Here is an 11,723-nt window from a genome sequence, read left to right as displayed (position 1 = left end):
GCATCACCGCCCGGCTGACGATGTTCTCCGAGGCGATCAGCTCGATCTCGTCGCGCTGGCGGCCAAGCTCGCCCGTGATCGCGGCAAAAACATCCGCGTCACGATCAGAAAGCGGTTCAGTGAAAAATCCAGCGGCGCGGTGGGGAGCATTCATGTCTGCATTTCCTTCGATATTGGGGCTATCCGGTCCAACCAAGTGCGGCGGCAACACAATTCATAGATTGCATCAGCGGCACACTTCCCGGACCATCTGTTTTCGAACGGCTGTCTTTCAGCAACGCGATCTGCATATCGTGCACGCGGTCCAGTTCGCCCCGCACGCGCGAAAAGCGACTGCTCATCATGGGGAAACGGGCACCGATCTGGCCGGAGCCGGTGATCGTGCGCAGGCATTGGCAGCTTGCCTCGTACTCGCGCTGGATCATTCCGAATATGTTGTCGCGAATGTCGGTATCGGCAAGCAGTTGGGCATAGCGCGCCGCCACATCCATATCCGTATGGAACAGCGACTTTTCCACTTCGTCCACGATCAGCCGGAAAAGCGGCGATTGCGCGAACATGGCCCGCAGCAGCACATCGCCCTCTTCCTTGCGGAACCGTCGAAAAGAGGTGATCGCGGACCCGAATCCATACCAGCCCGTGATAAGGTGACGGTTCTGCGACCATGCAAAAACCCACGGGATCGCGCGCAGATCATCAAGGCTTTCGGCCCCGAAACGCCGCGCCGGGCGTGACCCCATCTTGAGCATCGCCAGCTCCTCGACCGGGCTGGCATATTGGAAATAGCTCACGAAGCCGGGCTGGTGCAGCAAAGTGCTATAGGCGGTCTGCGACATTCCCGACAGCGCCTCCAGCGCGTCGTGATAATCGGGCCTGTTTTCGGGCGTGTCTTTGCTCAGCGACCGTGCAAGAACCGAGGATGCGAGCAGTTCCAGTTCATGTTGGGCAGTGCCGCGATTGGCAAACTTGGACGAAACGACCTCGCCCTGTTCGGTGGTACGCAGCTTGCCGTGCACAGTGCCATGGGGCTGGGCCGCGATGGCACGTTCCGTCGGCGCGCCACCCCGGCTGACCGACCCGCCGCGCCCGTGGAAAAAGACGGGGCGGCAATCATGTGCCTTGAGACTGCGGGTGATGTTGCGCTGCGCCTTTTCCAATTCCCAGGTGGAACAGATGAATCCACCATCCTTGTTGCTGTCGGAATAGCCCAGCATCACCTCGATCTGATTGTCGCGGCCGACAAGGCTGCGCCGGGCCAGCGGCACCTTCAGCAACTGGTCCAGAATCTGTGGTGCAGCGCGCAGGTCATCTATCGTCTCAAAAAGCGGGACAACAGCCAGGTCCAGCTTTTCGGCCCCAAAGCCGGCGTATCGCGCCAGCAAATAGACCCCAAGAAGGTCGTCACAAGACCGCGTCATCGACAGGATAAACGGACCCATCGCCTGCGGATCGCCGCCCAGAGATGCCTGTCGCATCAGTGTCAGCAACGCCATCATTTCGCGGGCTTCGTCGCCCAGCTTGTCGTGATCAACCCACCGCAGATCAGCGCTGCCCAGATCCTGCCGCAGACGTGCCGACCATTCAGGTGTTCCATATTCAGGCGGGGTTTCGGTCAACGCCCAGATTTCGGCGATCACGCGGGTGGTCACGGAAGAGTTTTGCCGGACGTCCAGCGTAACGGTCCGGAACCCGAACACCTCCGCCTGCCAGCGGATCGGCTGGATGTGTCGGGCCGCCAACCGGGCGGCACCGATTGCGACAAGGCCGTCCTCGATCCGGCGCAGATCCTGAATAAAGTCCCGAACCTGCCGATACGTCCCTGCCCCACCTGATTGCGTGGCCTTTATGCGCCGCGCAATCGCGCTCAGCGCCTGACGAAAATGCTCGCCGGGATTGGGGTGGAGGGGGCTGTCGGCAGGTGGCGCTGCATCTATGATCTTTGCCAGCACTTCAAGCGTCTCAGACGGCAGTCCGGCAATCGCGGTGCTGACACTGATGTGGCGCGCGGCATCGGTCAGTTCGGACACATATCGCGCGAGGATGGTTGCCCGGTTCCTCTCCAGCGCGGCGCGCGTGGTCTGCGTTGTGACATTGGGGTTGCCGTCGCGATCCCCACCGATCCAGGAATGGAAATGCACACAAGGCGACGTATTGCCCCCGATACCGAAGCGGCTTTGCGCGGCATCATGGAACCTGTGATAGAGTTCGGGCACCGCGTCGAACAGCGCATCGCGGAAAAACTGCAAGCCCCATTCGATTTCATCCTCGGGCGTGGGGCGTTGCAAACGCAACTCACCGGTCAGCCACAGAAGGTCGATTTCGCTTTCCAGATCGCGCATGAGGTCGCGCCGTTCGCGCGGCGTCCAACGGCGGGTTTCCAGCTTCACCAGACCGCGATATATGCGGCGATGAATCTCCAATACGGTCACGCGCTTTGCTTCGGTCGGGTGGGCCGTCAGCGTCGGACCGACAGACAGGCGCTGCGCGGCATCGTCGAATTCCGACCGCGACACATCGGCCGCGTCAGCCAGTGCTCTGGCAAAGCTGCCACTCACCGCATCGGCACCGTCTTTGGTCTCTGCCTCGCGCCGGGCCCGCATCGCGGCGTTTTCCTCGACAATCTTGAGAAGCTGAAACCAGATGTTCAGTGCCTGAAGGTAGCTGGCCTGATCCTTGCCTTGCGGCAGGGAGCCATCAGAGCTGTCGAGCAAAGGCAGGGCCTGCGGCGCGCGATGTGAGATCACATTGCGCCACAGTTCCTGCACCTCGGTCCGCAGGGTGTCGGCATAGGCATCGGACACTGCAAGAGCGTGCTCCGGCCCGGTGGACGCCTCGGCTTGTGCCATCAGTTGACCCTGTCCCTCGGTTCGCGCCCTTCAAAGAAATCGCGCAGGTTATCAATGACCCTGAAGCCCATCGCCTCGCGGGATTCGTGGGTGGCGCTGCCCAGATGCGGCAGCATCACCAGACGGTCACAGTCCAGAAGGGCCGGATTGATCCGCGGTTCGCCCACGAACACATCAAGTGCTGCCCCTCCGATCGTGTTGAACCAAAGCGCCTGCGACAGCGCCAGTTCGTCTATCACCTCGCCACGGGCCGTGTTGATAAGGAAGGCATCCGGTTTCATCAGTTCCAGCCGGGCAGAGTTGATCATGTTGCGGTTTTCGGCACCGCCCGGACAATGCAGCGAAACGAAATCGCAAAGCGGCATCAGCGTTTCGATGTCATCGACCTGGGTGGCGTTGCATTGCGCCAGCACTTCGGGCGCGACCTTGCTGCGGTTTTGCACCACGATCTTCATGCCGAAACCATGATGCGCCCGGCGGGCAACCTCCTGACCGATCCTGCCGAACCCGATGATCCCGAGCGTCTTGCCCGAGACCTTGGTTCCAACCAGATGGGTCGGCCGCCATCCCGTCCAGCGGCCTTCGCGGATCTCACGTTCGCCTTCGCCTGCCCGCCTTGCAACCATCAGCAAAAGCGTCATGGCAAGGTCGGCGGTACATTCGCTCAGGACATCCGGTGTGTTCGTGACGGTGATCCCAAGATCATTCGCGGCGGCGATGTCGATATGGGTATAGCCGACCCCATAATTGGCGATGATCCTGGTCTGTACAGACTTCATCTGCATCGCCTCGCCGCCGATTGAATCGGTGACGGTGGGCAGAACCGCATCACAGGAAGACAGCGCCGCCCGAAAATCTTCCGGGCCAAGCGGTTTGTCCGATGTGTTGAGAACCGTATCGAAACTTTCGGAAAGTTGCGCTTCGACCGCTGCGGGCCAGCGACGCGTGACCAGAACCTTGGGCTTCACCATTGGAACAACCTCCTATTGCATGACACGTTCGATGGTTTCACCGATCACCGCAGGGTTTTCGGCAACGGTCACGCCGGCGGCGGTCAGAATTTCCACCTTTTCGCTGGCGCTTTCCCCGAAGGCCGAGATGATCGCCCCGGCATGTCCCATCGTGCGGCCCTTCGGTGCGGTCAGACCGGCCACATAGGCAATCACCGGCTTGCTGATATGATCGCGGATATATTCGGCGGCTTCGGCCTCCTGTGGTCCGCCGATCTCGCCGATCATGCAGATGATGTGCGTGTCCGGGTCATTCTCGAACTGTTCAAGAATATCGCGGAAGGACGATCCGTTGATCGGATCGCCGCCGATCCCGACCGAGGTGGAGACGCCGATCCCGCGCTCCTTGAGCTGTGCGGCGGCCTCATATCCCAACGTGCCTGACCGCCCGACGATGCCCACATTGCCTTGCAGATAGATATGTCCGGGCATGATCCCCAGAAGCGCCTTGCCGGGGCTGATCGTTCCGGCACAATTGGGCCCGGTCAGCACCATGCGCCGCTCTTTCGGATAGCGGTACATGTAGCGTTTCACGCGGATCATGTCCTGCGCGGGAATGCCGTCGGTAATGCAGACGCAATACCGGACACCGGCATCGGCTGCTTCCATGATGCTGTCGGCCGCAAAGGGGGGCGGAACAAAAACCAGCGTCGCCTCGGCACCCGTTTCGGCGACGGCTTCCTTCATCGTGTTGAAGACGGGAACGCCTTCGACGGTTTCGCCGCCCTTGCCGGGAACGACACCGCCGACGACATTGGTGCCATATTCGATCATGTCCTTGGTATGGAACCGGGCCATTTTGCCGGTAATTCCCTGCACAAGCACTTTCGTGTCGCGGTCCAGATAGATGCTCATTACACGGCCCTCACTTTGGTGCTTTGATCAAGATCGCTCTGCCATGCGCCGACGGCGCGTTCAGCGGCTTCGACAAGGGTCGTTGCCCTGATAAGTGGCAGACCGCTTTCGGCGAGGATCTTCTGACCCTCCTCGACATTGGTTCCGGCAAGGCGCACGATCACCGGCACGTTGACTTCGACTTCGCGCAGCGCCTTCACCACGCCTTCGGCCACCCAGTCACACCGGTTGATGCCGGCAAAAATATTGACAAGGATCGCTTCGACCTTGGCGTCGGACAAAACCAGACGGAATGCCTTGGCAACCCGTTCAGGCGTTGCGCCGCCCCCGATATCGAGGAAATTCGCGGGTTCGCCGCCGGCAAGCATGATTGTGTCCATCGTGGCCATTGCAAGCCCGGCACCGTTGACGATGCAGCCGATATTGCCATCCAGACCGACATAGGACAGTCCGCGGTCGGCCGCGCGGCTTTCGCGCGGATCTTCCTGCGATTTGTCGCGCAGTTCGGAAATCTGCGGATGCCGGAACAGCGCATTGTCGTCAAAGGTCATCTTGGCGTCGAGCGCCAGGATCCGACTGTCCCCGGTGATGACCAACGGATTGATTTCAACCATGGTGGCGTCAAGCTCGGTGAAAGCGCGGAAACATCCCTGAAGGGTGCGCACCATCTGCTGCACCATCCCTGCGTCGATCCCCAGCTTGAACGCGATCTCGCGACACTGGAATTCCTGCAAACCCACAGCCGGTTCGACGGTGGCGCGCACGATACTGTCGGGCCGGTCGGCCGAGATGTCCTCGATCTCCATTCCGCCTTCGGCGCTCGCCACGATCATCACGCGCTGGCTTGTCCGGTCCAGAACGAAGCCCAGATAGATCTCGCGGTCGATCGGCACCGCCGCCTCGACATAGACACGGTAGATGCCTTTGCCTTCGGGGCCGGTCTGATGCGTGACCAGCCTGCGACCGAACATGTTTTCCGTGACTTCCTGGATTTCGACGTCGCTGTTGCAAACCTTGACGCCACCGGCCAAGCCTCGCCCGCCGGCGTGGATCTGCGCCTTGACCACCCAACGCTCACCACCCATTTCGCGGGCGCGATATGCGGCCTGTTCAGGGCTGTAAGCCAGTGCCCCAGCAGGCACCTCTACGCCAAAGTTGCTCAGCACTTCCTTGGCCTGATACTCGTGAATATCCATAGTTCTGTTCCTCCCGGTGACAGATTATTCCGCTGCGATATCGGTGTCGTAATGCCGGTTCAGCCCATCGCGGACCGCATCGGTGTCGATCTTGGCGCCCAATTCGCGCATCGCCTCGCCAAACCGTGTCGCGATCTCAAGGATCGCTTCCTGCGTCAGCAGGTTGAGAATACCGATACGGATCTGCACCGGTTGCGACAGTGTCGGCCAGATACCGAAACCGTTGGCCCGACAGTGCTGCACCAGTTCCATCTCGCGGCCTGCCAATTCCTCGGGCAGGTTCAGCACCACCAGCGACGTCATGTTCGACGACACCTTGCACCCCATTGTCGTCACGGCTTCGCGGAGCGCTGCCTCGTGGAAGGCATAATCCCGTGCGCGCTGTGCGACGCCATGTTGAAGGGTGATCCGCAGTGCCTCGTGGAAGGCGGCGACCGCATAGGGGCTGTGCGTGCGGTGATAGACACCCTTCTCGGCATCCTTGCCGTCGATAATGCCCCAGTGACGCGCTTCGAGGATCGGATGATGCACGAAGCTGCGGCAGCCTGTGGATTTCAGAACGTCGATATAACGATCGGTGAAGGACACCGGAGCGTAGGTCAGCGGCAGGCAGCAGATACCTTTCTGCGGGCACGAGGCCCACCCATGCACGCCGCGGAAATCGTCAATCCGGAAATCCTCGACGCCCAGCGACGACACAGCGTCGATCAGGCCCATGACATCATGGCGCTCGCAGGCATCCGAGAACCCGCGCAGATCGTTGATCCGGCCTGAACCGGTTTCCCAATGCGCCATCGCGGCCCATTTCGGTTTATGCTCTGCCAGGGCTTTTTCAACGATTTCGCCGCTGACTGACTCGCCATGCGGCACGTCGATGATGGTGACAGAGGCGGGCTTGGGGTCAAGTGGATTGGCTGCGAGTTCCTCGGCCGTCGCTGCTTTCATGCGGACAGTCAGACCGTCGATCCCTGAAAACGTACCATTGTTGAACACGACGACCTTGTCGCCCGGCATCACCGCGTTGAACATTACGTCCAGGCCGCTCCACCCCGTACCGGCAACGCCGAAAGTATGAACGTTGCGCGTACCCATTACATCGCGCAACATGTGTTTGGCCTCGACCATGCCGCGCAACACGTCGGGCTGCATATGATCGGCGACGCCCGCAGCGGTGAAACGCTGCAACACACGAGGATCGGTATTGCCGGGCCCAGGCCCTGCGGCAAGAGTTTGCGGAATGTCGAGCTGCGGGAAGATCTCAGTGTCGGTCATGCTGATATTTTTCCTATCAGTTAATTTCCAGTCCTCTTCAGGAAACACCTACTCGACAAACCACACAACATCCGTCATTACTGCTTTTGGGTATCTAAATGGGTGGTAATTTTCCTATTCTTTCAGGCAAGAATGCTACGGTATACAGATTTTACCCCTACCCAGAGGTATGGTTTATTCAGATAAAGGCTATGATTTGATATGGTTAAGGAAATCGCACCACCGATCAGCATCATGTTGGCCGACAGCAATCCGCTCGTTCTGTCGGCGATGTCCGCCTATTTCGAACGCGACAAGCGATTCTCTTTGATTGCGACCTCCGCCACCGCAGAGGGCTTTCTTGGGACGGTCATGCGCGTGCCGGTACAGGTCGGTGTCATCGACTGGAATCTGCCCGTGCTGGGCGGTGCCAGGCTGCTGGAAGTGCTGCGCGAGCACGAAAAAGCACCGCGGCTTGTCGTCTATGCGGATGAGAACAGCGATGCGCATCGCGGGGCGATGGCGGCAGGTGCGGCCGGTTTTGTCGCGCGGAACGGCCCTGTCGAGGGGTTGCTTGACACCTGCATCGCGGTCGCGGCGGGCCAGATGGTCTTTCCGTTTCTCGATGTGCGCGACCTTCAGAAGGATCCGATCCATTCCCTGTCGCGGCGGGAACGGATCATGCTTGAGGCGCTGTCGAAAGGTCTGACCAATCGCGAGCTTTCGAAGGAATTGGATATTTCGATAAACACCGTGAAATTCCATCTCTCGAACCTGTTCGAAAAACTCTCGGTCAGGAACCGGGCGCAAGCGATCGCTTTCTACTACAGCAGCCGCTTGCCCGGAGAACGTGCCTCGCGTCAGCAAGCAAAAGAATGACCCAGTTTGACAGGCTCGGAATTATTTTCTTGACAGGAAACTATTCTTCCTACTTGCATAGGGGCTGCCAGAGCAATGACCGCCAAGGAGCATAGAACATGAGTTTCCATCCAATCGAACAGGCCCCCGGACGCCTGAACAGAAGCGAGTTGGCCGTTCCCGGAAGTCAGCCGCAAATGTTTGAAAAAGCAGCTGATTCCGACGCCGACGTGATCTTTCTGGATCTCGAAGATGCCGTCGCTCCCGACGAAAAATTGCAAGCCCGAAAGAACATCATCAAGGCGTTGAATGAAATCGACTGGGGACGAAAATCCATGTCGATTCGAATCAACGGGCTGGATACGCACTACATGTATCGCGACGTTGTCGACATCGTTGAACAGGCCGGGGAACGTCTGGACCTGATCATGATACCCAAAGTTGGCACTGCCGCAGATGTCTACGCGGTGGACATGTTGGTGACTCAAATCGAGGATGCCACAGGTCTGAAAAAGCGCATCGGCTTCGAGCACATCATCGAAACAGCCCTTGGCATGCAAAACGTATACGCGATCGCCGCCGCATCCAAACGCAACGAAAGCCTGCATTTCGGCGTCGCGGATTACGCCGCAAGCACCCGCGCCCGCACGACGGTTATCGGTGGCGTGAACGAACATTATTCCGTGCTGACGGATCCGGACGGTGACGGAAATCGCCAAACCCATTGGGGCGATATGTGGCATTACGCCATTTCACGCATGGTTGTCGCTGCCCGCGCCAACGGTCTGCGCCCACTGGACGGCCCGTTCGGCGATTTTTCCGATCCCGATGGGTTCAAGGCAGCCGCCTACCGTGCTGCCGTCATCGGCTGCGAGGGGAAATGGGCCATCCATCCCAGCCAGATCGCCCTTGCAAACGAGGTGATGAGCCCTTCCAAAGACGAGGTGGATCGGGCCGAACGTATCCTCAAGGCGATGGCCGAAGCCGAAGCGGCAGGCAAAGGTGCTGTATCGCTTGATGGCCGTCTGATCGACTATGCCTCCATCCGCCAAGCCGAAGTCCTGGTGGAGAAGGCCAAGCAGATCAGCGCCGGCTAGCATTATGGCTGACGCGCATTCTGGCGCGTCAGCCGTCTACCCATCCCGTGAATGTCGCCGCTGCTGCCTTGCAGTAGCATGACAGTATCGGGCGCACCCGTCGGCACACCCCTCCCGGCCGACGGGTGCCATTTTCCATTCGACGCTCGATAAAATCGCTCTTGCAGTGCTTCGTCGGCTGAATGCAAAAAAGGCGCGTCTGACCCGACAGACGCGCTTACAATGCGATCACTCAGAAAGCGTCAAAGAAGATTATCAGGTTTTCTGCGGTCCCTCGGTCGCTGGGACACCCCAGGCACCCAAATCGTTGACCAGAAGCATCGCCACACGCCGGAGCACGCCGCGCAATCGTTCGACTTCAGGTCCGGCAAGCCCGTTGGCTTCGAGTGCCTTATCCATACAGGTCAACCAGTTTTCGGCTTCCGCTTCTGAAATCGGCACATGTTCATGCATCAATTTCACGTCCATATGGCCGAATTTCTCTTCGTAATAGCGCCGACCACCCAGAAAACCGGACATGAAGTTGAACTGTTCCAGCCGGACATGCGCCAACCCATGGCCCCGGTCATGCATCTTCTTGATCTCGGCACCTTCGGGCATCGTCTCGATGAGGTCGTAAAAATCATTCACCAGCTTGCGCAGCGCGTCTTCGCCGCCGATCTGTTCCAGCATGCTCTGCTTCATGTTCGTCCTCCTTCCTCTCAAAAAGAGACCCGCCAAGATGCAGTCAGCCTCAGCAGATCCAGCCAACCTCCTTCTGACGCTGGTGCGCGATCATCGCGTTGCGCATCAGAATGGCCACCGTCACCGGCCCCACCCCGCCCGGCACAGGCGTCACCCAACCGGCGACCTCCTTGACGGCAGCCGTATCAACATCTCCGACGATCTGGGTTTTACCGGATGCGTCGGTGATCTGGTTGATACCAATATCGATCACGACCGCGCCCGGCTTGACCATATCAGCCCCGATCAGATGCGGTTTCCCCACCGCAACCACCAGGACATCCGCGCGCCGCGAATGCATCGCAAGCGCCCTGGTCATGTGATGACAGACGGTGACGGTCGCACCCTCCGCCATCAAAAGCAAAGCCGCCGGCTTGCCGACGATCTCCGAATGGCCGACCATGACAACTTCGAGCCCCTTGAGCTCCAATCCGGTTTCCCTGATCAGTTCAACCGCCGCCGCCGCCGTACAGGGTGCCAGCGCCATGTCTGAATAGACGATATTTCCGATGGAGGCGGGGTTCATACCCTCCACATCCTTCAACGGATGAATAGCCGACTGCAACGAGCGGACATTGATATGATCCGGAACAGGACGTTGCAGAATGATGCCAACAATGCTGGGATCGTCGTTCATCTCGACGATCAGTTGCTTGCACTCTTCCTGGCTGACCTCATCGCTCCAGAGCTCTTGATAGAAACGCAGGCCGGCCTTTTGCGCGGCCAGCGCCTGATTGCGCACATAGACCGCGACTTCGGGGCTGTCGCCGATACTGACGGAAACCAGCCGAGCCCCCTTCTGGCCGATATCGGCACCCGCGAAATAGGCGGATACGTCATCCAGAATACGCGCCATGACGGCCTTGCCGTCGATCAGCCGATGGTCTTGTGGCGCATCCTTCACGCCGTGAGTCCCTCAGGTTCAGCAAGCCCATTCGCCCGGCAACAGGCCGTCACGGTGTTCGCCAGCAAACAGGCAATGGTCATCGGGCCGACACCACCCGGCACTGGCGTGATCGCGCCTGCCACGGCGGCACAGCTGTCGAAATCGGCATCGCCGACCAGCTTGTTCTTGCCGTCACGCTCGATACGGTTGATGCCGACATCAATCACGGTCGCGCCTGGCTTGATCCAGTCGCCCGGCACCATCTCGGGCCGCCCCACGGCGGCAACGACGATATCGGCGCGGCGCACCACGTCGGCAAGATCCTTCGTGCGGCTATGCGCGATGGTCACGGTGCAGCTGTCTCCCAGCAACAATTGCGCCATCGGCTTGCCCACGATATTGGACCGTCCAATGACAACCGCGTCCATTCCCGACAGGCTGCCATGGTGGTCTCGCAGCATCATGAGACAGCCCAGCGGCGTGCAGGGCACCATGCTTTTCTGCCCGGTGCCCAACAGTCCCACGTTGGAAATGTGAAACCCGTCGACATCCTTTTCCGGCGCGACCGAATTGATCACCAGATCTTCGTCCAGATGTTTCGGCAAAGGCAGTTGCACCAGAATGCCGTGAATCTCGGGATCATTGTTCAACTGGTCGATCAGTGACAGCAGATCGGCTTCTGACGTATCGGCATCCAGCTTGTGCTCGACCGAATTCATGCCGACCTCGACCGTCATCTTGCCCTTTGAACGGACATAGACCTGCGATGCCGGATCTTCGCCGACAAGCACAACCGCCAGACCCGGCTTGACGCCATGGTCTGTCTTCAATCGCTTCACATGCTCAGCCACCTGTTCGCGCACGCGTGCCGCGAATGCCTTGCCGTCGATGATTGTCGCTGTCATCGGATTACCTTCTTGTTTGTCTGGGCCGGAATATCCACCACCAAAAGTCAGGACCAGGCGGCAGATGGGAGGGTGGGCGGGGCGTCGGCGCAGCCG

Annotated in this window: 10 protein-coding genes and 1 pseudogene; 2 read left to right on the top strand and 9 right to left on the bottom strand. The window is 59.5% G+C overall.

What is annotated here, in order from left to right; all coding sequences use genetic code 11:
• The 6 genes and pseudogenes from glyA to ACN0WV_RS11960 form a co-directional block, all read right to left on the bottom strand.
• Nucleotides 1-154: pseudogene (glyA, locus tag ACN0WV_RS11985) on the bottom strand (serine hydroxymethyltransferase); the annotation flags it as partial.
• Nucleotides 155-179: 25 nt separating this feature from the next.
• Complete coding sequence (locus ACN0WV_RS11980) at nt 180-2,846, bottom strand: phosphoenolpyruvate carboxylase (protein ID WP_417606012.1); 2,667 nt, start codon at nt 2,844-2,846, stop codon at nt 180-182.
• Nucleotides 2,846-3,817 (bottom strand): 2-hydroxyacid dehydrogenase, encoded by a 972-nt coding sequence (locus ACN0WV_RS11975; RefSeq protein WP_084353735.1) that lies wholly within the window; start codon nt 3,815-3,817, stop codon nt 2,846-2,848. The genes ACN0WV_RS11980 and ACN0WV_RS11975 overlap by 1 nt, the downstream gene beginning before the upstream one ends.
• Before the next feature lie 12 nt (nt 3,818-3,829).
• Nucleotides 3,830-4,711, bottom strand: coding sequence for a succinate--CoA ligase subunit alpha (sucD, locus tag ACN0WV_RS11970; protein ID WP_417606010.1), 882 nt, complete (start codon nt 4,709-4,711; stop codon nt 3,830-3,832).
• Complete coding sequence (locus tag ACN0WV_RS11965; protein ID WP_417606008.1) at nt 4,711-5,907, bottom strand: malate--CoA ligase subunit beta; 1,197 nt, start codon at nt 5,905-5,907, stop codon at nt 4,711-4,713. Before ACN0WV_RS11965 ends, sucD begins: the two co-directional genes overlap by 1 nt.
• A 24-nt stretch (nt 5,908-5,931) precedes the next feature.
• Nucleotides 5,932-7,179 carry a pyridoxal-phosphate-dependent aminotransferase family protein gene (locus tag ACN0WV_RS11960; RefSeq protein ID WP_417606006.1) on the bottom strand — a complete coding sequence of 416 codons (1,248 nt, stop codon included), beginning with the start codon at nt 7,177-7,179 and terminating at the stop codon, nt 5,932-5,934.
• A 201-nt stretch (nt 7,180-7,380) separates the two neighbouring features.
• On the opposite strand from ACN0WV_RS11960, the gene ACN0WV_RS11955 reads away from it, so the two are divergent.
• Both ACN0WV_RS11955 and ACN0WV_RS11950 read left to right on the top strand, forming a co-directional pair.
• Nucleotides 7,381-8,037: a response regulator transcription factor gene (locus ACN0WV_RS11955; RefSeq protein WP_417606004.1), complete on the top strand. Its 657-nt coding sequence runs from the start codon at nt 7,381-7,383 to the stop codon at nt 8,035-8,037.
• Between the two features lie 98 nt (nt 8,038-8,135).
• Nucleotides 8,136-9,113, top strand: a complete 978-nt coding sequence (locus tag ACN0WV_RS11950; protein WP_417606002.1) for an HpcH/HpaI aldolase/citrate lyase family protein — start codon at nt 8,136-8,138, stop codon at nt 9,111-9,113.
• Nucleotides 9,114-9,368: 255 nt separating this feature from the next.
• Here ACN0WV_RS11950 and ACN0WV_RS11945 read toward each other — a convergent pair whose 3' ends face one another.
• From ACN0WV_RS11945 to folD, 3 genes are read right to left on the bottom strand one after another with little or no spacing between them, the layout of a single operon-like run.
• Nucleotides 9,369-9,797: a group II truncated hemoglobin gene (locus ACN0WV_RS11945; RefSeq protein WP_084353729.1), complete on the bottom strand. Its 429-nt coding sequence runs from the start codon at nt 9,795-9,797 to the stop codon at nt 9,369-9,371.
• Nucleotides 9,798-9,846: 49 nt separating this feature from the next.
• On the bottom strand, nt 9,847-10,740 hold the full coding sequence (locus ACN0WV_RS11940) for a bifunctional 5,10-methylenetetrahydrofolate dehydrogenase/5,10-methenyltetrahydrofolate cyclohydrolase (RefSeq protein WP_084353728.1): 894 nt from the start codon (nt 10,738-10,740) through the stop codon (nt 9,847-9,849).
• Nucleotides 10,737-11,627 (bottom strand): bifunctional methylenetetrahydrofolate dehydrogenase/methenyltetrahydrofolate cyclohydrolase FolD, encoded by an 891-nt coding sequence (gene folD / locus ACN0WV_RS11935; RefSeq protein ID WP_417605999.1) that lies wholly within the window; start codon nt 11,625-11,627, stop codon nt 10,737-10,739. Before folD ends, ACN0WV_RS11940 begins: the two co-directional genes overlap by 4 nt.
• Between the last annotated feature and the right edge of the window lie 96 nt (nt 11,628-11,723).

This window comes from Primorskyibacter flagellatus, from assembly GCF_048268605.1.
GTDB lineage: Bacteria > Pseudomonadota > Alphaproteobacteria > Rhodobacterales > Rhodobacteraceae > Primorskyibacter > Primorskyibacter flagellatus.
This window is presented reverse-complemented; position numbering and strand designations above follow the sequence as displayed.

Coding starts and splice junctions, on each gene's coding strand:
- ACN0WV_RS11980 (WP_417606012.1), bottom strand. CDS start 2,846: ATGGCACAAGCCGAGGCGTCCACCGGGCCGGAGCACGCTCTTGCAGTG.
- ACN0WV_RS11975 (WP_084353735.1), bottom strand. CDS start 3,817: ATGGTGAAGCCCAAGGTTCTGGTCACGCGTCGCTGGCCCGCAGCGGTC.
- sucD (WP_417606010.1), bottom strand. CDS start 4,711: ATGAGCATCTATCTGGACCGCGACACGAAAGTGCTTGTGCAGGGAATT.
- ACN0WV_RS11965 (WP_417606008.1), bottom strand. CDS start 5,907: ATGGATATTCACGAGTATCAGGCCAAGGAAGTGCTGAGCAACTTTGGC.
- ACN0WV_RS11960 (WP_417606006.1), bottom strand. CDS start 7,179: ATGACCGACACTGAGATCTTCCCGCAGCTCGACATTCCGCAAACTCTT.
- ACN0WV_RS11955 (WP_417606004.1), top strand. CDS start 7,381: ATGGTTAAGGAAATCGCACCACCGATCAGCATCATGTTGGCCGACAGC.
- ACN0WV_RS11950 (WP_417606002.1), top strand. CDS start 8,136: ATGAGTTTCCATCCAATCGAACAGGCCCCCGGACGCCTGAACAGAAGC.
- ACN0WV_RS11945 (WP_084353729.1), bottom strand. CDS start 9,797: ATGAAGCAGAGCATGCTGGAACAGATCGGCGGCGAAGACGCGCTGCGC.
- folD (WP_417605999.1), bottom strand. CDS start 11,627: ATGACAGCGACAATCATCGACGGCAAGGCATTCGCGGCACGCGTGCGC.